Source organism: Pinisolibacter sp. DMC100 (assembly GCF_056313705.1).
Map to the genome: position 1 here is coordinate 23,308 of NZ_JBQUZT010000001.1, position 25,076 is coordinate 48,383.

General features: G+C 68.9%; 20 protein-coding genes. 9 read left to right on the plus strand and 11 right to left on the minus strand.

Going from position 1 to position 25,076, the window contains the following annotated elements:
• Positions 1 to 7: 7 nt before the first annotated feature.
• The 7 genes from ACT541_RS00100 to dnaK all read right to left on the minus strand — a co-directional run bounded on the left by ACT541_RS00100 (position 8) and on the right by dnaK (position 9,056).
• Entirely contained in the window at positions 8 to 1,822 is a 1,815-nt protein-coding gene (locus tag ACT541_RS00100; RefSeq protein ID WP_476133311.1) for a putative nucleotidyltransferase substrate binding domain-containing protein, read from the minus strand.
• Between the two features lie 234 nt (positions 1,823 to 2,056).
• Entirely contained in the window at positions 2,057 to 3,772 is a 1,716-nt protein-coding gene (locus ACT541_RS00105; protein ID WP_476133312.1) for a cation acetate symporter, read from the minus strand.
• Positions 3,772 to 4,077, minus strand: coding sequence for a DUF485 domain-containing protein (locus tag ACT541_RS00110; RefSeq protein WP_476133313.1), 306 nt, complete (start codon positions 4,075 to 4,077; stop codon positions 3,772 to 3,774). Before ACT541_RS00110 ends, ACT541_RS00105 begins: the two co-directional genes overlap by 1 nt.
• Before the next feature lie 316 nt (positions 4,078 to 4,393).
• The gene (pyrF, locus tag ACT541_RS00115) at positions 4,394 to 5,119 is read right to left on the minus strand and encodes an orotidine-5'-phosphate decarboxylase (RefSeq protein ID WP_476133315.1); all 726 of its coding nucleotides are present in this window, start codon (positions 5,117 to 5,119) and stop codon (positions 4,394 to 4,396) included.
• Positions 5,120 to 5,189: 70 nt separating this feature from the next.
• Positions 5,190 to 5,807: a class I SAM-dependent methyltransferase gene (locus tag ACT541_RS00120; RefSeq protein ID WP_476133316.1), complete on the minus strand. Its 618-nt coding sequence runs from the start codon at positions 5,805 to 5,807 to the stop codon at positions 5,190 to 5,192.
• Positions 5,808 to 5,896: 89 nt separating this feature from the next.
• Complete coding sequence (gene dnaJ, locus ACT541_RS00125; protein ID WP_476133318.1) at positions 5,897 to 7,039, minus strand: molecular chaperone DnaJ; 1,143 nt, start codon at positions 7,037 to 7,039, stop codon at positions 5,897 to 5,899.
• Between the two features lie 109 nt (positions 7,040 to 7,148).
• Positions 7,149 to 9,056 (minus strand): molecular chaperone DnaK, encoded by a 1,908-nt coding sequence (gene dnaK / locus ACT541_RS00130; protein WP_476133319.1) that lies wholly within the window; start codon positions 9,054 to 9,056, stop codon positions 7,149 to 7,151.
• 279 nt (positions 9,057 to 9,335) lie between these two features.
• On the opposite strand from dnaK, the gene ACT541_RS00135 reads away from it, so the two are divergent.
• Positions 9,336 to 9,968, plus strand: coding sequence for an alpha-ketoglutarate-dependent dioxygenase AlkB family protein (locus ACT541_RS00135; protein WP_476133321.1), 633 nt, complete (start codon positions 9,336 to 9,338; stop codon positions 9,966 to 9,968).
• On the opposite strand, the gene ACT541_RS00140 is transcribed toward ACT541_RS00135, so the two are convergent.
• Positions 9,969 to 11,141 carry an acyltransferase gene (locus ACT541_RS00140; protein WP_476133322.1) on the minus strand — a complete coding sequence of 391 codons (1,173 nt, stop codon included), beginning with the start codon at positions 11,139 to 11,141 and terminating at the stop codon, positions 9,969 to 9,971.
• A 168-nt stretch (positions 11,142 to 11,309) separates the two neighbouring features.
• On the opposite strand from ACT541_RS00140, the gene recQ reads away from it, so the two are divergent.
• The 3 genes from recQ to ACT541_RS00155 all read left to right on the plus strand — a co-directional run bounded on the left by recQ (position 11,310) and on the right by ACT541_RS00155 (position 15,101).
• A complete protein-coding gene (gene recQ / locus ACT541_RS00145; RefSeq protein WP_476133324.1) occupies positions 11,310 to 13,148 on the plus strand; it encodes a DNA helicase RecQ in 1,839 nt (612 codons plus the stop codon).
• A 252-nt stretch (positions 13,149 to 13,400) separates the two neighbouring features.
• Positions 13,401 to 14,882: an NAD(P)/FAD-dependent oxidoreductase gene (locus tag ACT541_RS00150; protein WP_476133326.1), complete on the plus strand. Its 1,482-nt coding sequence runs from the start codon at positions 13,401 to 13,403 to the stop codon at positions 14,880 to 14,882.
• 60 nt (positions 14,883 to 14,942) lie between these two features.
• A complete protein-coding gene (locus ACT541_RS00155; protein WP_476133328.1) occupies positions 14,943 to 15,101 on the plus strand; it encodes a hypothetical protein in 159 nt (52 codons plus the stop codon).
• Between the two features lie 550 nt (positions 15,102 to 15,651).
• On the opposite strand, the gene ACT541_RS00160 is transcribed toward ACT541_RS00155, so the two are convergent.
• Positions 15,652 to 16,086 carry a GFA family protein gene (locus tag ACT541_RS00160; RefSeq protein ID WP_476133330.1) on the minus strand — a complete coding sequence of 145 codons (435 nt, stop codon included), beginning with the start codon at positions 16,084 to 16,086 and terminating at the stop codon, positions 15,652 to 15,654.
• Between the two features lie 91 nt (positions 16,087 to 16,177).
• Positions 16,178 to 17,386, minus strand: a complete 1,209-nt coding sequence (gene coaBC, locus ACT541_RS00165; RefSeq protein ID WP_476133331.1) for a bifunctional phosphopantothenoylcysteine decarboxylase/phosphopantothenate--cysteine ligase CoaBC — start codon at positions 17,384 to 17,386, stop codon at positions 16,178 to 16,180.
• 229 nt (positions 17,387 to 17,615) lie between these two features.
• Between coaBC and ACT541_RS00170 the strand changes: the two genes are divergently transcribed.
• Genes ACT541_RS00170 through ACT541_RS00190 form a run of 5 tightly spaced genes read left to right on the plus strand, consistent with a single transcriptional unit; the run spans position 17,616 to position 22,629 of the window.
• Entirely contained in the window at positions 17,616 to 18,296 is a 681-nt protein-coding gene (locus ACT541_RS00170; RefSeq protein WP_476133332.1) for a phosphoribosylanthranilate isomerase, read from the plus strand.
• Positions 18,293 to 19,531, plus strand: a complete 1,239-nt coding sequence (trpB, locus tag ACT541_RS00175; RefSeq protein ID WP_476133333.1) for a tryptophan synthase subunit beta — start codon at positions 18,293 to 18,295, stop codon at positions 19,529 to 19,531. The genes ACT541_RS00170 and trpB overlap by 4 nt, the downstream gene beginning before the upstream one ends.
• Before the next feature lie 10 nt (positions 19,532 to 19,541).
• Positions 19,542 to 20,369 carry a tryptophan synthase subunit alpha gene (trpA, locus tag ACT541_RS00180; RefSeq protein WP_476135992.1) on the plus strand — a complete coding sequence of 276 codons (828 nt, stop codon included), beginning with the start codon at positions 19,542 to 19,544 and terminating at the stop codon, positions 20,367 to 20,369.
• Between the two features lie 50 nt (positions 20,370 to 20,419).
• Entirely contained in the window at positions 20,420 to 21,298 is an 879-nt protein-coding gene (gene accD, locus ACT541_RS00185; protein WP_476133335.1) for an acetyl-CoA carboxylase, carboxyltransferase subunit beta, read from the plus strand.
• Positions 21,299 to 21,318: 20 nt separating this feature from the next.
• Positions 21,319 to 22,629 (plus strand): bifunctional folylpolyglutamate synthase/dihydrofolate synthase, encoded by a 1,311-nt coding sequence (locus ACT541_RS00190; protein ID WP_476133337.1) that lies wholly within the window; start codon positions 21,319 to 21,321, stop codon positions 22,627 to 22,629.
• Positions 22,630 to 22,642: 13 nt separating this feature from the next.
• Here the strand turns inward: ACT541_RS00190 and ACT541_RS00195 are convergent, their stop codons facing one another.
• Entirely contained in the window at positions 22,643 to 25,030 is a 2,388-nt protein-coding gene (locus tag ACT541_RS00195; RefSeq protein ID WP_476133338.1) for a transglycosylase domain-containing protein, read from the minus strand.
• Between the last annotated feature and the right edge of the window lie 46 nt (positions 25,031 to 25,076).

Genomic DNA, 25,076 nt, shown 5'->3' on the forward strand with positions numbered 1-25,076 from the left:
CGCCCCCTCAGAACATGCCGAGCTTGAAGTGGTTGCGCACGATCTCGCGGAACTGCTTCACCACCCGCAGCGCGTCGCGCATCAGGTCGCGCTCGAGCGTCGTCAGATCGGACGGACGCAGCAGCGATTCGCCCTCGGTGGTGCCCGCCAGATGCGCCCGGAGCTGCGAGCGCAGGCGCAGCTGCACGAACCAGCCGAAGGCCTCGGTGAGGTCGCGTGCGAAGGCCTCGTCGAAGAGATGGGTCGCCGCGATCGCCTGGATGCGTTCCACCGTCGAGGTCTGGGTCAGCCCCTTCTCGATGGCGAGACTGCGGATGCCGTGGACGATCGGGAAGGTGCCCGACTTCTTGAGGTCGATCGCCTCCTCGCGGCCGACGGTGGCGAGGATCGACGAGACGATGCCGCCCGGCCCCGGGAACTGGTCGATCGCCTTGGCGAAATGGGCGATCGCCGCGGTCTCGCCCGCCATCATCTCGATGAAGGCCCGCTTGGCCTTCGCCAGCAGCTCGGCGTCGCCGGCCACCGCCACCGCGTCGAAGAAGATGCCGAGATTCATCGGGCTGTCTTCGTCGGGCAGGTGGACCCAGCGCTTCAGCTGGACGAGGAAGTCGTCGAGCGTCTGCGACCAGATCGGGTTCGACACCATCACGTTGCCGGGACACGGCGGGAAGCCGAACCGGGCGAGCGCCCCCTGGAACTCGCTGCGGAACTGTTCGAGGTCCTCCGCCGGCACGGGCTTCGCCAGGAGAAGGCCGTTGTCCTGGTCGGTGCGCACGGTCTGTTCGCCGCGGCCCTCCGAGCCCATCACCATCAGGCAACCGCTCTCGCGGATGCTCTCCGGCGCGATCGTCTCGAACAGCTTGCGGAAGAGATGGCGGTTGAGGTCCGAGGTGATCGCCGCGATGTCGTGGACCTTGATGCCCTGGCGATGCAGCCGCTCGACCTGGGACTGGATGTCGGCCGCCGCCCCCGCCAGATCGTCGATCGACCGCGCCCGGTCGATGCGGCCGGGGATCAGCTGCGAGTTGCCGGCGAAGAGGCCGAGGATGTCGATGTCCTCGAGCACGCCGACGGTGTCGCGGTCGCGCGTCACCACCAGCCGTCGCTTGTTGTGGCGCGTCATGGTGATCAGCGCGTCGAAGACGAACTCGTCGTCACCGACGGTGATCAGGTTCCAGCTGGTGCACTCGCCGACCGGCGTCGACAGCGGCAGCTTCGACAGGATCGCCGCCTTGGACAGATTGGTCCGCGTCACGATGCCGACCTGATCGGCGCCGAGCACCAGGAGGCTGTTGGTGTCGGTGTCGGTCATCCGCCGCTCGGTCTCCTCGATCGTCGCCGAGGCGTCGATGAAGACCGGCGGACGCAGCCGCGCCTCGCAGATGCGGGTGCGCAGCACACCTTCGAGACCCTCGCCCCGGTCGCCCTTGGCGGCTTCGGCGAGCTTGCGCGAGATGTCCTGGTAGAAGAACGCGGCGAAGCCGGGATTGCGGTGGATGAGGTCGAGAAGCGTCGCCCGCGGGACGAGATAGGTCAGCGTCTCCTCGCAGGCGACGTAGCGCGCACCGGCACCGCCGTGGACCACGGCGCGAGCCCCGAAGGTCTCCTTCGGCCCGAGCACCGCCACCACGTGCCCGTCGTCGTCGTGCTCCTCCACCGCGCCCTTGAGGACGACGTGATAGTGCTCCGACGGCGCGCCGCGCGCGAGGATCGTCTCGCCCTCAGGCCAGTAGCCGATGTCGAGAGAGGCGACGAGTTCGGCCGCCTCCGCCTCGCTCAGGCGATCGAAGGGCGGGCTCTTGGTGTCGAAGGATCTGGGCATGGATATCACCGGGCGATCGCGACCCCCGGCGGGCGCCGCGCGTGATCGTTGCCCGCGGGCCGCGGGTCGTGACGGGACCGGCGATCCGGACGGGCCCCTCGTCCCGCCCCGATCGAGGGACGAACGGCCGGAAGCCCTCTCGAGCGCCCGGCCGTTCGGAACTCGGACGATCGGGAAGGCCCCGACCGTCGGAAGGTGGACCGGAGCGGAGACCGCCCCGGTCCGGGATCGAACTCAGTGCGAGGCGGCGCCCGACGCACCGATGCCGGTCTGGCAGCGGATGTACTGAGCCTCGAAGCCGTCCTTGTCTTCCTGCGCGCGGGCCGAGCCGTCGAGCACGGAGAACAGCCAGATGCCGATGAAGGCGATGGGCATCGAGAAGATCGCGACGTTGTCGTACGGGAAGGGGTTGGAGCCCTTCACGTTGCCGAGCACCGCGACCCACACGGTCGGACCCATGACCACCATGGCCACCGCCGAGATCAGGCCGAGGAAGCCGCCGATGAAGGCACCGCGGGTGGTCATGCCCTTCCAGAACACCGACATCAGCAGAACCGGGAAGTTGCACGACGCGGCGATCGCGAAGGCCAGGCCCACCATGTAGGCGACGTTCTGGTTCTCGAAGGCGATGCCCAGGCCGACGGCGAGGATGCCGAGGCCGACCGACGCCATCTTCGAGACGCGCATCTCGTCGACCTCGTTGACCCGGCCGCGACGGAACACCGAGGCGTAGAGGTCGTGGGAGATCGCCGAGGCACCGGCGAGCGCCAGGCCCGAGACGACGGCCAGGATGGTGGCGAAGGCGATCGCGGCGATGAAGCCGAGGAAGTATTCGCCGCCGACCGCGTTGGCCAGATGCATGACCGCCATGTTGGAGCCGCCACGGATCGCCGCGATCACGTCCTTGCCCGCCGCGACCAGAGACTGGTCCATGAAGGGGTTGGTGGCCGGGGACGCGGTGTTGCCGGCGATCAGCGCGATCGCGCCGAAGCCCATGATGAAGGTCAGGATGTAGAAGTAGCCGATGAAGCCGGTGGCGTAGAACACGGACTTGCGCGCGGCCTTGGCGTCCTTCACGGTGAAGAAGCGCATCAGGATGTGCGGCAGACCGGCGGTACCGAACATCAGCGCCATGCCGAGCGAGATCGCCGAGATCGGATCGGTGATCAGCGAGCCGGGGCCCATGATCGCCGCATGCTTGGGATGGATGTCGACGGCCGCCTTGAACAGGGCCTCCGGCGAGAAGCCGAACTTGATCATGACCATGAGGGCCATGAAGGTGGCGCCGCCGAGCAGCAGACAGGCCTTGATGATCTGCACCCACGTGGTCGCGGTCATGCCGCCGAAGGTGACGTAGACGATCATCAGCACGCCGACGATCATGACGGCCCAGAGATAGGGCAGGCCGAACAGGATCTGGATCAGCTTGCCGGCGCCCACCATCTGGGCGATCAGATAGAAGGCCACGGTGACCAGCGAGCCGCAGGCCGCGAGCGTGCGGATCGGGGTCTGGGCGAAGCGGAACGAGGCCACGTCGGCGAAGGTGAACTTGCCGAGATTGCGCAGCTGTTCGGCGACCAGGAAGGTCACGATCGGCCAGCCGACCAGCCAGCCCACCGAGAAGATCAGGCCGTCGTAGCCCGAGCCGTAGACGAGGCCGGTGATGCCGAGGAACGAGGCCGCCGACATGTAGTCGCCGGCGATCGCCAGACCGTTCTGGAAGCCGGTGATGCCGCCGCCGGCGGTGTAGAAGGACGCGGCCGACTTGGTCTTGCGCGCCGCCCAGTAGGTGATGCCGAGCGTGATGCCGACGAAGATCACGAACATGATGATCGCCGGGAAGTTCGTCGCCTGCTGCTTGATGTCGGCGGCGTCGACGCCGGCCGCCATGGCGAGCGTCGGCAGCGCGGTGACCGCGGCCGTCGTGAGGAGCGTCAGAATGCGGTTCATCACTTGGTCTCCTCGACGATCTGGGCAGTGAGCGTGTCGAATTCGGCATTCGCCTTGCGGACGTAGATGCCGGTCAGCACGAAGGCCGAGACGATGACGCCGATGCCGATCGGCACGCCGTAGGTCATCAGGTTGGACCCGATGTGCGTCGCCAGGAACGGCTTGGCGTAGCCGACGAGGAGAATGAAGCCGTAGTAGATGACGAGCATGGTGATCGTCAGCGTCAGCGCCAGGCTGTTCCGCTTGTGCACCAGCTCGGCGAACTTCGGGTTGGCCCGAACCTTCTGGATGACATCGTTACTCACGATGAATACCTCCCTTGGATTCTGATTTTTTTCGGGGAGATCCGTCGAGCCCGAACCGCGAAGCCTGCCGTCCATCCCCAGATGAACGAACACCATCGGCTCGCAGATAGAGCGGACTACGGTCTCCCCCCGGTCCTGAGCAGACTCGCCCCGGAATGCGATCTGCCATGGCAGAAATTTGCCTTTGCGCAATCTTTGGCGATAGCCCGTCCTTCGTATAGCTACTTAAGACGCAGATCGTCGGACTCGCGGTCGAACTATCGCAACGCAGCAATATTATTGCTGCGGCGCTTCAGTAATACATGACGATTTCGGGTCAGCGTTTTTCGCATGCCTCGGCGATTTCGGCGACGATTCTCTCCGCCGCCGCACGCCGATCGGACGCGCCGAGGATCGGCCGCGCCACCACGAGGAGGTCGGCGCCGGCGCGGATCGCGTCGCCCGGCGTCGTCACCCGCTTCTGGTCGCCGGCCGCCGCCCCCGCCGGGCGGACGCCGGGAGTGACCAGCGCCAGATCGGGTCCGACCGCGGCGCGGAGCCGCGCCGCTTCCGCCGCCGAACAGACGATGCCGTCCATGCCGGCGGCGACCGCGTCGCGTGCCCGCGCCTCGACCAGATCGGCGACCGCGGTGCCGTAGCCCGCCGCCTTCAGGTCGGCGTCGTCCATCGAGGTCAGCACCGTCACGCCGAGGAGTTTCGTGCGCCCCGCCCCATGCGCGTCGCGCGCGGCCACCGCCGCCCGCATCGCCTTCGGGTAGGCGTGCAGCGTCACCCAGTCGACCCCGAGCTTCAGGATCGATTCGATGCCTTCCTCGATCGTGTTGTCGATGTCGAGCAGTTTGACGTCGAGAAAGACCTTCTCGCCCTCGCCCACCAGCCGTTCGACCAGTCCGAGACCGCCGGCGAAGACCAGCCGATAGCCGATCTTGTAGACGCCGACCGCGCCGCGGGTCTGGCGCACGGCTTCCTCCGCGTCGGAAACCGACGGCAGGTCGAGGCCGAGGATCAGGCGATCGCGGGGATGGGCGGCGGTGAAGGCCATGGTCGGAGCTCCCTGTCTGGTCGCCCCCGTCATAGCCGCGTCGGGCCGTTCGGCCAAGCGGTGGGAGGGCTCAGTCGAAGCGGCGATAGACCCAGACGCGGGCGGGCGGCAGGTTGCGCACCACCCAGTTCGACCGTTCGATGTCGAAACGCGTCGCCCCGTGCGGAACCGGCGAGACCAGCGCGTAGGAGAACTGGATGAAGGGTGCTCCCGGCTCCATCCGCGAGAAGGAATCGTCGAGCAGGCGGACGCGTTCGGGCAGCGGCCGAGTGAAGAGCGGCAGGCTCGACACCACCGCCGCCAGCGGCCGCGCCTCGGTGCCGACGAGGCCGGCGATCGACTGTGCCATGCGATAGGCGTCGCCGTGGACGAAGTGGACGCCGGGATAGCGCTGGCGCAGCAGCGAGCAGAAGTCGCCGTTGTACTCGATCGAGACGATTCGCTCCGGCGCGATGCCGCGCTCGATCAGCGCCTGGGTGACGACGCCGGTGCCGGGTCCGAGCTCGACCACGAAGCCCGGCCGCGCCGGATCGACATAGGCGGCCATGGCGCGGGCCAGCTGCGGCGAAGACGGCGCCACCGCGCCGGTGATCAGCGGCTTGTCGATCCAGTTCTTGAGGAAGCGGACCTCGTCGAGAACCTTGTGGCGCAGGTCGCCGGTGGTTTCGCGCAACTTGGGGTGTCCCATGGGTGGCTCCGGCTCGATGAGATCGGGTCGCCGCGACCCTGCGGCACTCCCGTGACGTTACAATGGCGCCGGCTGAAATGCGACCCGGCTCACCCCCCCAGATTGTCGAAGAAGCCCTTCATCTTGGCGAAGAATCCGTGGGACTCGGGATGGGTGTCGCCGGAGCAGTCCTTCTCGAACTCCTCGAGCAGCTCGCGCTGGCGTTTGGTCAGGTTGCGCGGCGTCTCGACGCCGACCTGGATGTAGAGATCGCCGTAGCCGCGCGTCCGGAGGATCGGCATGCCCTTGCCCTTGAGCGGGATGCGCTTGCCCGACTGGGTGCCCTCCGGGATCTTCACCTTGGCGGTCTCGCCCGACAGCGTCGGCACGTCGATCATGCCGCCGAGCGCCGCCGTGGTCATCGAGATCGGCACGGCGCAGAACACGTCCGCCCCGTCGCGCTGGAAGAAGGCGTGCGGCTTGATCGAGACGAAGATGTAGAGGTCGCCCGGCGGGCCGCCGCGCGTCCCCGCCTCGCCCTCGCCGGCGAGCCGAATCCGGTTGCCGTCCTCGATGCCGGCCGGAATGTTGACGGCGAGCGTCTTCTCCACCGACGTGTGGCCCGACCCGCCGCAGGCCTTGCAGGGGTCGGGGATGACCTGACCGCGGCCCTGACAGGTCGGGCAGGTGCGTTCGATGGTGAAGAAGCCCTGCACCGCACGGACCCGGCCGTGACCGCCGCAGGTGCGGCAGGTCTGGGCCTGGGTGCCGGCCTTGGCGCCGGTGCCGGAACAGACCTCGCAGGTGACCGTGGTCGGCACCTTGATCTCGATCTGCTTGCCGGCGAAGGCCTCCTCGAGGGAGATCTCCATGTTGTAGCGCAGGTCGGCGCCGCGCTCGCGCCCGCCGCGACCACCGCCGCCGCGCCCGCCGAAGTCGCCTCCGAAGAAGTTCTCGAAGATGTCCGACATGGTCTGGGCGAAGTCGCCGTTGAAGCCGGCGCCGCCGCCCCCGCCCATGCCGCCGCCCTCGAAGGCGGCGTGGCCGAAGCGATCGTAGGCGGCCCGCTTCTGGCCGTCCTTGAGGCAGTCGTAGGCCTCGTTGATCTCCTTGAAGGCCGCTTCCGCCGCTCCGTCGCCCGGATTGCGATCCGGGTGATACTGCATGGCGAGTTTGCGGAAGGCGCTCTTCAGCTCCTTCTCGTCGGCGGTCCGGGAAACGCCGAGAACCTCGTAGTAGTCGCGCTTGGCCATGGTCGATCCGTCGTTCGCGGGTCCGAATGCCGCCCGGGAGATACGGCGCGACCCGGCGTGGAAAATCACACCGGGTCGCGCTTCGTCACGTCACGGGGAAACACCTCGATCAGTGCTTCTTGTGGTCGTCCTTGACTTCCTCGAAGTCGGCGTCGACCACGTCTTCGCGCTTGGGCTCGGCATGGCCGGCCTCGGCCGCGCCCGCATCCGCCTGACCGGCCGCGTACATGGCCTCGCCGAGCTTCATCTGGGCCTCGGCGAGCTTGTTGGCCGCGGCCTTGATCGCCTCGACGTCGTCGCCCTCGAGCGCCTTGCGGGTGTCGGCGATCGCCGCCTCGATGACCGACTTGTCGGCCGCCGAGACCTTGTCGCCGTAGTCCTTCAGCGCCTTCTCGGCGGAATGGGCGAGGCCTTCGGCGTGGTTCTTGGTCTCGACCAGTTCCTTGCGCTTCTTGTCCTCGGCCGCGTTGGCTTCCGCGTCCTTGACCATCTTCTCGATGTCGGCGTCCGACAGACCGCCCGAGGCCTGGATGCGGATCTGCTGCTCCTTGCCGGTGCCTTTGTCCTTGGCCGAGACCTGGACGATGCCGTTGGCGTCGATGTCGAAGGTCACCTCGACCTGCGGCACGCCGCGCGGCGCCGGCGGGATGCCGACGAGATCGAACTGGCCGAGCATCTTGTTGTCGGCCGCCATCTCGCGCTCGCCCTGGAAGACGCGGATCGTCACCGCGGTCTGACCGTCCTCGGCGGTCGAGAAGACCTGGGACTTCTTGGTCGGGATCGTGGTGTTGCGGTCGATCAGGCGGGTGAAGACACCGCCCAGCGTCTCGATGCCGAGCGACAGCGGCGTCACGTCGAGCAGCAGGACGTCCTTGACGTCGCCCTGCAGCACGCCGCCCTGGATCGCGGCGCCGATGGCGACGACCTCGTCCGGGTTGACGCCCTTGTGCGGCTCACGGCCGAAGAACGACTTCACGATCTCCTGCACCTTCGGCATGCGGGTCATGCCGCCGACCAGCACCACCTCGTCGACCTGACCGGCGGCGAGACCGGCGTCCTTCAGAGCCGCCTTGCAGGGCTCGATGGTGCGCTGGATCAGGTCGTCGACCAGCGCCTCGAACTTGGCGCGGGTGAGCTTGAGGTTGAGGTGCTTCGGACCGGTCGCGTCCATGGTGATGAACGGCAGGTTGATCTCGGTCTGGGTGGCACTCGACAGCTCGATCTTGGCCTTCTCGGCCGCTTCCTTCAGACGCTGGAGGGCGAGCTTGTCGTTGCGGAGATCGATGCCGGTCTCCTTCTTGAACTCGTCGGCGAGATAGCCGACCAGCCGCATGTCGAAGTCCTCACCGCCGAGGAACGTGTCGCCGTTGGTCGACTTCACCTCGAAGACGCCGTCGCCGATCTCGAGGATCGACACGTCGAAGGTGCCGCCGCCGAGGTCGTAGACCGCGATCGTGCCGGAGGTCTTCTTGTCGAGGCCGTAGGCGAGCGCCGCAGCCGTCGGCTCGTTGATGATGCGCAGGACTTCCAGACCGGCGATGCGGCCGGCGTCCTTGGTGGCCTGACGCTGGGCGTCGTTGAAGTAGGCGGGCACCGTGATGACGGCCTGCGTCACCGGCTGGCCGAGGAAGGCCTCGGCCGTCTCCTTCATCTTGCCGAGCGTGAAGGCGGAGATCTGCGAGGGCGAATAGGGCTTGCCGTCCGCCTCGACCCAGGCGTCGCCGTTGGCGCCCTTGGTGATCGTGTAGGGGACGAGATGCTTGTCCTTCTCGACCATCGGATCTTCGTAGCGGCGGCCGATCAGGCGCTTCACCGCGAAGAAGGTGCGCTCCGGATTGGTCACGGCCTGCCGCTTGGCGGCGACGCCGACCAGACGCTCGCCGTCGTCGGTCAGAGCGACGATCGACGGCGTGGTGCGCGCGCCTTCCGAATTCTCGATGACCTTGGCGGTCTTGCCGTCCATGACGGCGACGCACGAGTTGGTCGTGCCGAGGTCGATACCGATCACCTTGCCCATGATGCTTCTCCTCTGGCGGGCCGTCCGAACCCCTGTCGGGCGTTTCGGGAAGGGCGTTCGCCCACGGCCCCCGATTGACGGGCCCCTCGGGACCCCATGGTTTCAACCTGTGAAGACCTCCGGGAAAGACCGGAAGTCATGCTTCGCCGGGGTATATAAGAGGCGCGTTTCGGCGCCGCAAGACGCGGCCGCTCGGCTTTTCCGGCGAATTCGCCTCCGCCGTGGCGGGCGCGGGCCGACCGGCCTAGAATGACCGCCGTCCCGATCGAGCCGCGCGCCATGCCCAAACGCTCCGCCTCCCCCCTGCCCGACGGCGTCACGCTCCTCCCCGGCCGGCTCGACCGCAGCGCCCAGACGGCCCTCGTCGAGGCGTTGCGCGGCGTGATCCGCGAGGCGCCGCTCTTCACGCCGGTGATGCCGGGAAACGGGCGGCCCTTCTCGGTGCGCATGACCAACTGCGGCCCGCTCGGCTGGGTCTCCGACCGCGCGGGCTATCGCTATCAGCCGACCCATCCGACGACCGGACGGCCCTGGCCGGCGATGCCGCCGGTGCTCCTCGATCTGTGGAACGCGGTGACCGGCTACGATCTCGCGCCCGAGGCCTGCCTCGTCAACTTCTACGACGAAGGCGCCAAGATGGGCCTGCACCAGGACCGCGACGAGGCCGATTTCACCGCGCCTCTGCTGTCGATCTCGCTCGGCGACACCGCGCGTTTTCGCCTGGGCGGGCCGGAGCGCGGCGATCCGACCCGGTCGTTTCCGTTGGAGAGCGGCGACGTGCTGATGCTCGCCCCGCCGATGCGTCTCGCCTTCCACGGCATCGACCGCGTGCTGCCGGCCTCCTCGACGCTGCTGCCGCGCGGCGGGCGGATCAATCTGACGCTGAGAAGGGTGTCGCCGCGGCCGGCGTGATCACGAGACGAGGCGCCGGAGCCCCGGCACCTTCGCGAGCCCGACGGCGCAGACCGCCGAGACGACGACGATCGCCGCGGAGACCGCGAGCGACGCCGCGATCGGCACCGACAGCCGGCTCGTCGAGGGCACGATCAGGCACCAGCCGAGCGTGAACAGGCCGTGGATGCAGTACATGCCGACGGCGAAACGGCCGAGCCGGGCGATCCGCGCCGCCATCCGGCCCATCGGCACCCGCAGCACCAGGAGGAACAGCGCCGGCGAGAAGATCGCCGAGCCGAGGAGGAAGTTGAAGTTGGAGATCGGCTTCACCCCGTGGGCGGAGATGAACAGCGCCTCCCAGACGAAGAGCGCGAGCCCGATCGCCACGAAGACCGCGAGCGCCGCGACCGGCACCGCCGGCACTTCGTCGCGCCGCGCCGCGAACCACGCCCCCATGGCGACGAAGAGCGGCCCGAAGAACGGCCCGTTGCGCCCGGTGAAGGCGACGGCGTCGGGATAGATCCGCGCCACCCAGGGAAAGGCGCCGGTCATCTCGTTGTAGGGCCCGACCGCCAGCCCGATCGCGTAGAGCGCCAGCGACACCGTCCACACCACCCGCCAACCGAAGGGCCGGAGCGCCAGGAAGATCGCGATCGACACGCCGAGCCAGGGCAGGAACCACAGATGGAAGGCGACGCCGCCGCCGTTGAGCGTGGCGACGAGATGCCGGTAGGGCTGCGGGATCGACGAAGGCGGCGGATGATAGCCGAGGTCGTGCACCAGGAAGTGCACGCCGTTGTAGACCAGCTCCCAGGCGACGAAGAGCACGAAGAGCCGCTTGAAGACGCGCCAGCCGTAGTCGAGCCCGTTGGTCGCCTTCAGCCCGGCCATGAAGCCCGACGTCATGAAGAAGAACGCGAGCGAATAGCGCAGCACCATCAGCAGCACGCCGTAGGCGTTCAGTTCCCGCGTGTCGACGGCGATGACGTGGATGGTCGTCACGGTGCAGAAGGCGACGAAACGCATCGCGTCGATCTGCTCGACCCGCGCCCGGGTCGCCACCACGCTCGCCGCCGCCGGCAGCGTCGCGTCGAGCGGCTGCGGCCGGACGGGCGCCAGTCCCGGCGGATCGACGAAGCCGAGACCCTTCAGGATCTCCGTCGCGCTCTTGCTCGCGCCGGTCACCGCCATGCGTCCTCTGCCCCTCGCCGCCACACGCGGCAACGTTCCCTGTCGCCGATCATCGCCGCAAGTTGCAAAGACTTCGCCAATGCCACTGGTTAACGAAGGACGAGCGACGGTTTGACGTGGGACCGCCGGCCCGTTAGCCCTGAGGCCCCACGGAGTCGTTCCCCGCCGATGATCGCGTCTTCGCCCCGCCTCGACCGTGCCCGCGCCGTGCTGCGCGAGGTCTTCGGCTATCCCGACCTGCGCCCCGGCCAGGACGAGATCGTCGCCGCGGTGCTCGACGGCGCCGACGTGCTCGCCGTCATGCCGACGGGTGCCGGCAAGTCGATGTGCTACCAGCTGCCGGCGCTGGTGCGCGAGGAACTGGTCGTCGTCGTCTCGCCGCTGATCGCCCTGATGCGCAACCAGGTCGCCCAGATGCAGGCGAACGGCATCTGCGCCGGCGCGTTGAACTCCACGACCGACGCCGAGGAATGGCGCCGGATCATGGACGATCTCGCCGCCCGCCGCCTGCGGCTCCTCTATCTCGCCCCGGAACGCCTCGCCCGCCCGGAGACGCAGGAGCGTCTCGCCCGGGCCGAGGTGGCGATGATCGCGGTCGACGAGGCGCACTGCATCTCGCAGTGGGGCCACGACTTCCGCCCCGAATATCGCGACATCGGCGCCTTCGCCGAGAAGCTCGGCAATCCGCGCATCCTGGCGCTGACCGCCACCGCCGACGCCGCCACCCGCGAGGAGATCCGCGAACGGCTCTTCGTCCGCGAGCCCGTCACCTTCGTCCACGGCTTCGATCGGCCGAACCTCTTCCTCGCCATGCGGCCCAAGGCCGATCCGCGGCGCCAGCTCGTCCGTTTCCTCGACGGCCATCGCGACGAGAGCGGCGTCGTCTACTGTTCCTCGCGCCGCCAGACCGAGGAACTCGCCGAGGCCTTCCGCGGCGCCGGCCACCGCGCACTCGCCTATCATGCCGGCATGGAGGGCGAGGCGCGCTCGGTGGCGCAGGACACGTTCCTGCGCGAGGACGGCGTCGTCATGGTGGCGACCGTCGCCTTCGGCATGGGCATCGACAAACCCGACGTCCGCTTCGTCGCCCATGCGGCGCTGCCGAAGTCGATCGAGGCCTGGTACCAGGAGATCGGCCGCGCCGGCCGCGACGGCCTGCCCGCCGACACGCTGACCCTCTACGGCACCGACGACATCATCCTGCGCCGCCGTCAGATCGACGAATCGGACGCCGGCGACGAGCAGAAGCGGGTCGAGCGCCAGCGCCTCAACGCGCTCGTCGCGCTGGCCGAGACGCCGCGCTGCCGCCGCCAGGTGCTGCTCGCCTTCTTCGGCGAGGAGAGCGAGCCCTGCGGCAACTGCGACGTCTGTCGCGACGGGGTGGAGACCTTCGACGGCTCCCTCGCCGCCCAGAAGGCGCTCTCCGCCATGGTCCGCACCGACCAGCGCTTCGGCGAGACCCATCTCGTCGACATCCTGCTCGGCGAGACGACCGAGCGCATCGAGAAGTTCGGCCACGCAAAGCTCAAGACCTTCGGCGTCGGCAAGGAGTTCACCCGGCCGCAGTGGCGGGCGATCTTCCGCCAGATGCTGGCCGCCGGCCTCGCCGACGTCGACATGACCGCCCACGGCGCGTGGTACGTGACGGAAGCCGGCGGCGAGGTGCTGAAGGGCGCCCGCCCGGTCGTCTTCCGCCGCGACGTGGTCGAGGCCGCCCGCGCCGAGGGCCGCAGGAAATCGGCGAAGATCGAGAAGAAGCTCGCCGTCTCCGGCCTCGACGAGGCGGAGACGCGCCTCCTCGACGCACTGAAGCGCACCCGCGCCGACCTCGCCCGCGAGCTCAACGCCCCGGCCTACGTCGTCTTCGCCGATCGCACCCTGATCGAGATGGCGCGTGCCCGGCCGACGACGCGGACCGAGATGGCCGCCCTCCACGGCGTCGGCGCCGCCAAGCTCGAACGCTTCGCCGACGTCTTCCTGCGCGCGGTCCGCGACTTCGAGGGCTGATCCGGCTTCGTCCGCCGGCTGCCATCGCCCCTCTCCTGCCACGTCGTCCGATGCCACTCGTGGGCGCCTCCGCGCGCCCGCGCGGCGATGCGCCGACGCCCGGCGAACAACGACCAAAGCGCTACTCCCCGACCTATTGAGGGGAAGCCATAATTCATAATATAAGTATGTTCTCATATAAAGCCGCGGCGACGCATCGGACATCCGATCCGCAAGGACAAGCGGCGACAGCGAGGGGGGAGAGCCGGTCTCATGGCAACTCTGGACAAGAAGCAGATCGTCATTCTCGGCGCCGGCATCTCCGGCCACACCGCGGCGCGCTACCTGCTGCGCGGGCGGCCGAAGACCCGCACGCCCTACGAGGTCGTGGTGATCTCGCCGAACGAGGCGTGGAACTGGATCCCCTCGAACATCTGGGTCGGCGTCGGCCAGATGACCAAGGAACAGGTCACCTTCGACCTCGCCACGCTCTATGCCCGCGTCGGCATCCCCTTCCACCGGGCGCGCGCCGTGTCGATCCACCCGGAGGGCGACGCCGAGCATCCGACGCCCTTCGTCACGGTCGAGTACACCGGCGGCGCCAAGGTCGGTCAGACGGCGAAGGTTCCCTACGACTACCTGATCAACGCCACCGGCCCGAAGCTGAACTTCGGCGCGACCGAGGGCCTCGGCCCCGACCACGGCCACACCGTGTCGGTGTGCACCGCCGATCACGCGATCGAGGCGAACCACAAGCTGCAGGCGACGATCGACGCCATGCGCCGCGGCGAGAACAAGACCATCGTCATCGGCACCGGTCACGGCACCTGCACCTGTCAGGGCGCGGCCTTCGAATACATCTACAACGTCGACCACGTGCTGCGCGAAGCCGGCGTCCGCGACAAGGCGCGGATGGTCTGGATCTCCAACGAATACGAGCTCGGCGACTTCGGCATGGGCGGCGTCCACATCGAACGCGGCGGCTACATCACCAACGGCAAGGTCTTCGCCGAGAGCCTGATGGTCGAGCGCGACATCGAGTGGATCACCCGCGCCGCGGTCAACAAGGTCGAGGCCGGCAAGCTCCACTACGAGCAACTCGACGGCACCCGCGGCGAACTCGACTTCGACTTCGCCATGCTGATCCCGCCCTTCTCCGGCGTCGGCCTGAAGGCCTTCGACAAGGCCGGCGAGGACATCACCGCGAAGATCTTCGCGCCCTCCGGCTTCATGAAGGTCGACGGCGACTACACCCCCCGCCCCTATGCCGAATGGTCGGCCAAGGACTGGCCCTCGACCTACCAGAACCCGACATACGGCAACCTCTTCGCCGTCGGCATCGCCTTCGCCCCGCCGCACCTGATCTCCAAGCCGATGACCAGCGTCAACGGCACGCCGATCAACCCGGCCCCGCCGCGCACCGGCATGCCGTCGGCCGCCATGGCGATCGCGGTGGCCGAGAGCATCCGCGACATGCTCGACGGTGCCCCGGCGCCGACCAGGACGGCCTCGATGGCCAAGATGGGCGCCGCCTGCGTCGCCTCGACCGGCCGCAACTTCTTCACCGGCTCGGCCGCCACGATGACGGTCTTCCCGGTGGTGCCCGACTACGAGAAATATCCGGAATACGGACGCGATCTGTCGCTGACCTTCGGCGAGATCGGTCTCGCCGGCCACTGGATGAAGGCGATGCTGCACTACACCTTCATCTACCAGGCCAAGATGAAGCTCGGCTGGTCCCTGCTGCCCGATTGATCACCCGATCGATCGGCAGCCGAACCACCCTCGCGAAATCAGAGACCGGAGAGAGACGCCATGACCGTCACCAACAAAGAGCCCTACCAGCAGGCCTACTACCCGCCGAAGCCGACCTGGGCGACGATCTTCCTGCGCAAGTTCCTGCCCTGGCAGATCGTGCGCTTCTTCGTCATCAACATGAAGATGATCCGCCTGATGCGGAACTCGCATCACTGAGCCGGCGAAGGATCGGCCCATTCACGCGACGGGCCGATCACGGCTTCCGACGGTCGGCGTAGTCGAACAGGTCGGGTGTATCCGGGTCGCGCTTCTTGGAAAGATGCTCGCCCAAATAAAAGCACGGGTGCTTGATCGTCTCCGATCCCGGGGCACCGTTGAAGTGAACCCATCCGCCATTGGGCATGTGGACGCTGATGATCTCGGCACCACAGGTCGGACAAGGATGTCGGTAACTGTTGCTGCGTTCAGACGCCGCATCCGCGATCGGAACCCAGCATTCGCGAACGTGGATCTTCCGACCCGAAGACAGCTGGCGCTCGTGTGCCCTGCGCCTGGTGAACCGAAGCTCCAATCTCTCGCCCTCCCGATGATCAACGGGTCGAGAGTGCCAAGAACCAATGCCGTGGCAGCCCGAGAATTCAATCCTTGGCATGTAGAGCGATTCGGAACAACTCTCCTCTCAAAGCCGCGCCGCGATCAACGCCACGAGCCGGGCCGCCACCTCGTCCTTGTGCAGGTCCGGCCATTCGGTGATGCCGCCCCGCCGTCATCCGTCCCGGTCGGCCGGCTCGTAGCGCAGCGTCCCGGCCCGACGGGTCGGCCGACCGGTGTCGCTGGTGTGTTCGACGCCGTCCATGACCGGCACTTCGGCGAAGTCGAAGGGGCTGACCCCGTCGAGACAGGCGACGTTCACGGCGAAGAGCGCCGTGTTCGATCGCCGCTGATGGTGGGTGTAGATGCCGCAGCGCGAGCAGAAGAAGTGCTGCGCCGTGCCGCTGTGGAAGCGGTAGCTGGTCAGCGCCGCTTCGCCCTCGACGATCCGGATCCCCCCGGTCTCCGCCATGGCGACGACGGCGCCGCGCATCCGGCAGTAGGAACAGGTGCAGCGGCGGATCGATTCGAAATCGTCGACGAGCGTCGCCTCGAAGCGCACCGTGCCGCAATGGCATCGCCCGAGCCGAACCGTTCCCTCTGCACGCATCGCCGCTCGCCCCTCGCTCCGATCGCTTCTCGGCCCGGTCTAGGCCGACGAACGAGACGGTTCGATGACGGCGGCGCGACGGACGCCGGGGTCAGCCGAGCCGCTCCGCGATCAGCGCCACCAGCCGCGCCGCGACCTCGTCCTTGGGCAGGTCCGGCCATTCGGTGATGCCGTCGGCCGCGACGATCCGGACCGTGTTGCGGTCGCCGCCCATGATGCCGGTCTCCGGCGAGACGTCGTTGGCGACGATGAGATCGGCGCCCTTCTTGTCGAGCTTGGCGCGGGCATTGGCGAGCAGGTTCTCGGTCTCGGCCGCGAAGCCGACGACGAGCTTCGGCCGCATCGTCGGGTGACGCCCGACGCCCGCCAGGATGTCCGGGTTCTCGACGAAGGCCAGCGTCGGCACGCCGCCCGGCCCCTTCTTGATCTTCTCGGCGGCTTCCGAGGCCACCCGCCAATCGGCGACCGCCGCCGCCATCACCGCGACGTCGACCGGCAGCGCCGCCTCGACCGCGTCGCGCATCTCGCGCGCCGTCTCGACCCGCACGACCGTCACCCCCGCCGGATCGGAAAGCCCGACCGGTCCCGAGACCAGCGTCACCGTCGCCCCGGCCTCGGCGAGGGCGGCGGCCACCGCATAACCCTGCTTGCCCGACGAGCGATTGGCGATGTAGCGCACCGGATCGATCGGCTCGTGGGTCGGCCCCGCCGTCACCACGATCTTGCGGCCCGCGAGCGGCTTCGGCGCCGCGGCTTCCACGAAGTAGGCCTCGATCGCCGCGACGATCTCCAGCGGCTCGGACATCCGCCCCGCCCCTTCCTCGCCGCGCTCGGCCATCGACCCGACGTTCGGCCCGACGAAACGCCAGCCGTCGGCGGCGAGCCGCGCGGCGTTGCGGCGGGTCGCCGGATGCGCCCACATCCGCGGGTTCATCGCCGGGGCGGCGAGCACCGGCTTGTCGGTGGCGAGCAGCACGTTGGAGGCGAGGTCGTCGCACAGCCCGTTCGCCGCCTTGGCGAGAAGATTGGCCGTCGCCGGCGCCACCACGACGAGATCGGCCTCGCGCGACAGACGGATGTGGCCGATCTCGTTCTCGCCGGTCAGGTCGAAGAGATCGGTGAAGACGCGGTTCTCCGACAGCGCACCGGCGGAGAGCGGCGTCACGAACTTGGTCGCCCCCTCCGTCATCACCACCCGCACGCGCGCGCCGCGTTCGCGGAGGCGACGGATCAGATCGAGCGACTTGTAGGCGGCGATACCGCCCGCGATGATCAGAAGAATGCGCTTTTCGGCGAGCATGGGCCCGAAATTCCCTCGTTGACGCCGATCCCGGCGCGGCGCCGCACCCTAGCAGGACACCCGCGACGCCGCCACGCAAAGCCGCGCCTGCGGTGAACGGCCGCCGTCCCTTCCTTCTCCCACGCAGGGGAGAAGGAAGAAGAAGCCCTGGCCATGGACTCCCGCGTGGCGTCGTGGCAGAGACGACCCTTCCCGCGCGCCCGCGCAACCCGGACGAAACGACGAGCCGATGGCTTTCGAGATCAAGATCTGCGGCCTGAAGACGGACGAGGCGGTCGCCGCCGCGCTCGACGCCGGCGCCGATCTGATCGGCTTCGTCTTTTTTCCGAAGAGCCCGCGCAACGTCACCCTCGACGAGGCGGTCCGCCTCGCGGCGCCGGCCCGCGGCCGGGCGAAGATCGTCGCCCTGGTGGTCGACGCCGACGACGCGAGCCTTTCGGCGATCGCGTCTCGCCTGACGCCCGACCTGATCCAGCTCCACGGCCACGAGAGCACCGAGCGCGTCGCCGAGATCGCACGGTTGACGGCGACGCCCCTGATGAAGGCGCTGCCGGTGGCCGAGGCCGCCGATCTCGACGCGCTGCCCATGGTCCTGCCGCATGTCGCGCGCATTCTCTTCGACGCCAAGCCGCCGAAGACGCCCGATGCGCTGCCCGGCGGTAACGGCCTCTCCTTCGATTGGCGGCTCGTCGCCGATCTCGACCCGGCTCTGCCGATCATGCTATCGGGGGGCCTGACGGCGGAAAACGTCGCCGAGGCGGTCGCCGTCACCGGTGTTTCCGCCGTCGACGTCTCCTCCGGCGTGGAGAGCGCTCCCGGCGTCAAGGATCCCGTGCGGATCCGCGCCTTCGTGAAGAATGCCCGCGAGGCGGCCGCCCGCCGCGCGCGAAACCCGAGGTCCCGCCCTTGAACACGCTCATCAATTCGCTTCGGAACGGTCCCGACGAGCGCGGCTTCTTCGGCCTCTACGGCGGCCGTTTCGTCGCCGAGACGCTGATGCCGCTGATCCTCGAGCTCGAACAGGCCTACGAGGACGCGAAGAAGGACCCGAGCTTCGCCGCCGAGCTCTCGTCGCTCTCGACCCATTACGCCGGTCGCCCCTCGGCGCTCTACTACGCCGAGCGCCTGACCGAGCACCTGCGCGCCCAGACGGGCGGCAAGTTCGGCGCCGAGATCTGGTTCAAGCGCGAGGAGCTGAACCACACCGGTTCCCACAAGATCAACAACTGCCTCGGCCAGATCCTGCTCGCCAAGCGCATGGGCAAGACGCGGATCATCGCCGAGACCGGCGCCGGCCAGCACGGCGTCGCCTCCGCCACCGTCTCCGCCCGCTTCGGCTACCCCTGCATGGTCTACATGGGCGCGACCGACGTCGAGCGGCAGAAGCCCAACGTCTTCCGCATGAAGCTCCTCGGCGCCGAGGTCACGCCGGTCACCTCCGGTGCCGGCACCCTCAAGGACGCCATGAACGAGGCGCTGCGTGATTGGGTGACCAACGTCGAGAACACCTATTACCTGATCGGCACGGCGGCGGGTCCGCATCCCTATCCGGCGATGGTGCGCGACTTCCAGTCGGTGATCGGCAAGGAGACGAAGGAGCAGTTCTTCGCCGCCAAGGGCCGTCTGCCCGACGCGGTCGTCGCCTGCATCGGCGGCGGGTCGAACGCCATCGGCCTCTTCCATCCCTTCCTCGACGACAGCGGCGTGAAGATCGTCGGTGTCGAGGCCGCCGGCCACGGCATCGACGTGCCGAACGGCCATGCCGCCTCGATGACCGGCGGCCGCCCCGGCGTGCTCCACGGCAACCGCACCTATCTGTTGCAGGACGCCGACGGCCAGATCCTCGAGGGTCACTCGATCTCCGCCGGCCTCGACTATCCCGGCGTCGGCCCGGAGCATTCGTGGCTGAAGGACACCGGTCGCGTCTCCTACGTGCCGGCGACCGACAAGGAGGCGCTCGACGCCTTCCAGATCTGCTCGAAGCTCGAAGGCATCATCCCGGCCCTGGAACCGAGCCATGCTCTGGCCCATGTGCTGAAGATGGCGCCGACCATGGACAAGTCGCAGTCGATCGTGATGTGCCTCTCCGGCCGCGGCGACAAGGACGTCTTCTCGGTCGCCGATTATCTCGGCGAGAAGATCTGAGGTGCCGACGATGACCGAGACCCGCATTTCCCGCCGCTTCGCGGCCGTCGCGGCCGAGGGCCGTCCGGCGCTCGTCACCTTCGTGATGGGCGGCGATCCCGACCACGAGACCGGCCTCGCCATCCTGAAGACCCTGCCCGGCGCCGGCGCCGACGTGATCGAGGTGGGCATGCCCTTCTCCGATCCGATGGCCGACGGTCCGGCGATCCAGGCCGCCGGCAAGCGTGCCCTCGACGCCGGCGCGACGCTCACCAAGACGCTGGCGCTGGTCGCCGATTTCCGCAGGACCGACGCCGACACGCCGATCGTGCTGATGGGCTATTACAACCCCATCTACATCTACGGCCCCGAGCGCTTCCTCACGGATGCCCAGTCGGCCGGCGTCGACGGCTTGATCGTCGTCGACCTGCCGCCGGAGGCCGACGACGAGCTCTGCATCCCGGCGCTCGCCCGCGGCCTCAACTTCATACGCCTGGCGACGCCGACCACCGACGATCGCCGGCTGCCGACGGTGCTCGCGAACACCTCCGGTTTCGTCTATTACGTCTCGATCACCGGCATCACCGGCGCGGCGAAGCCCGACGCGACGAAGGTGGCGGAGGCGGTCGGCCGCATCAAGCGCCACACGGCGCTGCCGGTCGCCGTCGGCTTCGGCGTGCGCGACGCGGTGTCCGCCCGTGAGATCGGCCGCAACGCCGACGGCGTGGTGGTCGGCTCGGCGATCGTCCAGGCGATGGCGGCGACCCTCGTCGACGGCAGGCCGACGGCCGCGACCGTCCCGGCCGTGACCGCCCTCGTGGCCGACCTCGCGGCCGGCGTCCGCGCCGCCCGCGGCTGAGATTTTCCGGCAGGCCCGAAAGCGCCGTGCCGCCTGAGTGGAGTACTCCCGTGAACTGGCTGACCAACGTCGTCCGTCCGAAGATCAAGAGCCTTCTCACCAAGAAGGACGTACCGGAGAACCTCTGGATCAAGTGTCCCGAGACCGGCGAGATGGTCTTCCACCGCGATCTCGAGGCGAACCAGTTCGTGGTTCCCTCGTCCGGCTATCACATGCGCATGCCGGCCAAGGCGCGGCTCGACGCCTTCTTCGATCGCGGCGAATGGACCGCGGTCGCGACCCCGACGGTCGCCGCCGATCCGCTGAAGTTCCGCGACGAGCGCCGCTATTCCGACCGCATCCGCGACGCCCGTTCCAAGACCGGCAAGGACGACGCCGTCCAGGTCGCCTACGGCCGCCTCGAGGGGCTGCCGGTGACCGCCGCGGTGCAGGACTTCGACTTCATGGGTGGTTCGCTCGGCATGGCCGCCGGCGAGGCGATCGTCACCGGCATGATGACGGCGCGCGACCGCGGCACGCCCTTCGTGCTCTTCGTCGCCTCCGGCGGCGCCCGCATGCAGGAAGGCATCCTGTCCCTGATGCAGATGCCGCGCACCACCGTCGCCGTCCAGGCGCTGCGCCGCGCGAAACTGCCCTATTTCGTCGTGCTGACCAACCCGACGACCGGCGGCGTCACCGCCTCCTACGCCATGCTCGGCGACGTCCATCTGGCCGAACCCGGCGCCCTCATCGGCTTCGCCGGCCCGCGCGTCATCGAACAGACGATCCGCGAGAAGCTCCCCGAGGGCTTCCAGCGCTCGGAATATCTCTTCGATCACGGCATGGTCGACCTCGTCGTGCATCGCCACGAGATCCGCGACACCGTCTCGCGGCTGGCGCATCTCTTCATGAAGAAGGATCGCCCGCGCCACGACGCCGCCGCGGCCTGATCGCGATCCGGGAGGGCATCATGTCGTCGTCGCTCGACGCCCTCCTCGCACGGCTCGAGAAGACGGTGCCGGCCGGTTGGGACCTCGGTCTCGACCGCATGCACCGCCTGCTCGCCCGGCTCGGCGATCCCCATCGCGCCATCCCGCCGGTCATCCACGTCGCCGGCACCAACGGCAAGGGCTCGACCACAGCCTTCCTGCGGTCGATCCTCGAGGCGTCCGGCCGCCGTGTCCACGTCTATACCTCGCCCCACCTCGTCCGCTTCGCCGAACGCATCCGCGTCGCAGGAACGCTCGCCGATGACGACGCGCTCGCCGCGGCGATTCGAAGGGCGGAAGAGGCGAACGCCGGCGCGGCCGTAACCTTCTTCGAGCTGGCGACCGTCGCCGCCTTCCTGCTCTTCGCCGAGACACCCGCCGACGCGACCCTGCTCGAGGTCGGCCTCGGTGGCAGGCTCGACGCCACCAACGTGGTGGCGAACCGGCTGGCCTCGGTGATCACGCCGATCTCGATGGATCACGAGAAGTTCCTCGGCGACACGATCGAGAAGATCGCCGCCGAGAAGGCCGGCATCGTCGAGCCCGGCCGGCCGCTCGTCTCCGCGCCGCAGGTCGACGCCGTCGCCGCGGTGCTGGAACGCGCCGCCGCCCGCGCCCGCGCAACGCTGTCGCTCGGCGGGCAGGACTGGACCGCGACGCTCGACGACGGGCGGATGATCTTCCGCTCCGAACGCGGCCTCCTCGACCTCGCCCCGCCGCGTCTCCTCGGCCCCCACCAGATCGTCAACGCCGGCACCGCCGTCGCCGCGCTCGAGGCGGCCGGTTTCGACCTTCCCGAGGCGACGATCGATCGCGGCATCGCTTGTGCCGACTGGCCGGCGCGCATGCAGCGGCTGACCGAAGGCGCCCTGGTCGAGGCCGCTCCGACGGGTGCCGAGATCTGGCTCGACGGCGGCCACAACCCCGGCGCCGGCGAAGTCATCGCCGCGACGCTCGCCGATCTCGGCCGCCGTTCGCCGCGCCCGCTGGTGCTGATCGCCGGACTGCTCGAGACCAAGGATCCGATCGGCTTCTTTCGCCCCTTCGCCCCGCTGGCGCCGCGCGTACTGACGGTGCCGATCGACGGCGGCGAGCACCCCGGCCGCGATCCGGCGGCGCTGGCCGAGATCGTCGGGACACGCGCCGGGCTCGCCGCCACGCCGATGCGAAGCGTCCGCGCCGCGCTCGAAAGCCTGCGCGACGACGGGGGTGCGCCAACGCGCATCCTGATCTGTGGATCGCTCTATCTCGCCGGCGCCGTCCTGGCGGAGAACGGCACGCCGCCGGTGTGAGCGGCGGCATCCCTCACCAGCGGAACAGCCCGCCGATGAACTCGCCCAGCGTCTGGCCCTCCGGGCCGCCGCGCGAGGGACGCCGGACCGGCGCCTCGGCGATCGAGCCGGTGGTCTCCGGATCGGCCGGGCGCGCCCGGTTGCGGGCGACCGGCAGGATCGGCTGCTGGCCGACCGGCGCCGAACCGGTCGTCTCGACGGTCCCCATCGGCGTCGCCGGCAGGCCCGCCACGCCGCGGGCGTAGCCGGTGCCGGGCACCGCCATCGCCTGCTGGCCGCGATGGGCGTCGAGCATGAAGCGCTGCCACACGACGGTGGCGAGCGACCCGCCGGTGCCGCGCTTGGTCGGCTGGCCGTCGTCGTTGCCGAGCCAGACGCCGGTGGTGAGCTTGGCGGTGTAGCCGATGAACCAGGCGTCGCGGAAATCCTGGGACGTGCCGGTCTTGCCGCCGGTCTGCCAACCGGGGATCTGCGCCTTGCGCGCCGTGCCCGAGGCCAGCGTCTCGGCCAGCATCTCGTTCATCTCGGCGAGCGGCACCGGATCGATCACCCGGCCGATGCCGGTGCCCTTGCGGGCATAGAGCACCTTGCCGTCGGCCGACTTGATCGACTTGATGACGTGCGGCACCACGCCCATGCCGCCGTTGGAGAAGGGCACGAAGGCGGCGGTGATCTCGAGCGGCGTCACTTCCGAGGTACCGAGCGCGATCGACGGCGTCGCGGTGAGCGGCGAGGTGATGCCGAGCCGCATCGCCGTCTCGGCGACCTTCTTCGGCCCCACTTCGATCGCCAGCTTGGCGGCCACCGTGTTGATCGACTGCGACAGCGCCTCCTTCAGCGTGATCGCCCCCTTGAACTCCTTCTCGAAGTTCTTCGGGCTCCACCCCTTGTAGGTGAAGGGCGCATCCTCGCGGATCGTGTCGGGGGTCAGCCCGGCTTCCATCGCGGTCAGATAGGTGAAGGGCTTGAAGGTCGAACCCGGCTGGCGCTTGGCGGCGACGGCGCGGTTGAACTGCGACTTCGAATAGTCGACGCCGCCGACCAGCGCCTTGACCGCGCCGGTCGAGTCGATCGACACGACCGCGCCCTGGGAGACGTCCTTCTTGTCGCCGAACTGCGCCATGCCGGCCTGGAGCGCGGCCTCGGCGAGGATCTGCAGCGACGAATCGATCGTCGTCTCGACCACGATGTCCTTGTCGATCGAGCCGATGAAGCTCGGGATCTGGTCCATCACCCAGTCGGCGACGTAGTTCTCCGAGCCGGCGTTCGGCTGGGTGAAGATCATCTTCGGCTGGGCGATCGCCGCCTCGCGCTGTTTGTCGGTGATCACCCCGGTCTCGACCATCAGGGCGAGGACGGTCTGGGCGCGCGCCTTGGAGCGCTCCGGATCGCGCGACGGCGCATAGCGCGACGGCGCCTTCAGCAGGCCCGCCAGCATCGCCGCCTCGAGCGGCGTCACGTCGCGCGCCGACTTGCCGAAATAGCGCCGCGACGCCGCGTCGACGCCATAGGCGCCGGCGCCCATGTAGACGCGGTTCATGTAGAGTTCGAGGATCTGGTCCTTGGTGTAGGTGCGCTCGAGCCACAGGGCGAGCAGCACCTCCTGCACCTTGCGGCCGAAGGTCCGTTCCTGGGTCAGGAACAGGTTCTTGGCGAGCTGCTGGGTCAGCGTCGAGCCGCCCTGCGACACGCCGCGCCGCGTCAGGTTGACGACGACCGCGCGGGCGAGACCGATCGGATCGATGCCCCAGTGGTCGCGGAAGCGGCGGTCCTCGGTGGCGATGATCGCGCCGGGCAGCCACGGCGGCAGTTCCGAGATCTTCACCGCCTCGCCGCCGGTGTCGCCGCGATTGCCGACGAGCTTGCCGTCGGACGACAGGATCTTGACGTTGGCCGGCCGCTCCGGCACCGCCCATTCCGACGTCGGCGGCAGACGCGCCCCGTAATAGACGAGCACGCCGCCCGCGGCGATGCCGGCCCAGATCGCCAGCACGAAGCTCCAGTAGAGCGCGCGGCGCACGAATCGGCCGAAGCCGCTGCCCGACGGCGGCGGCGACTTGCCACCGCCCTTGCGGGGCCGGCGCGGCGGCGGCGGCGGGGCCTCGTCGTAGTCGTCGAAGTCTTCGTCGCGGCTCGCGCGACGGCGGCGCGGCGGCTCGTCGTGGTCCTCGTCGCGCGCCTGCGGACGACGGCCCTCGAAGCTCGGCTCGGCGCGCGACGGGCGCTGCGGCGGACGGCGCGGTCCACGGACACCGGTCGGGCGGTCGTCCGGCGACAGACGAATGTCGAGGCGGTCACCCGCCTCGTGTTCGTCGTCGTCGAAGACGGGATCCCGTCGCCGATCCGCCCCTCGCGCCACGCCGCTCTCTCCTCGCCCCTTCGACACCGAAGCAGTGCCCATGTCTCCCCTTGGGAGCCTATTGGGGGCGTTTTAAGGCGGAGTTAAC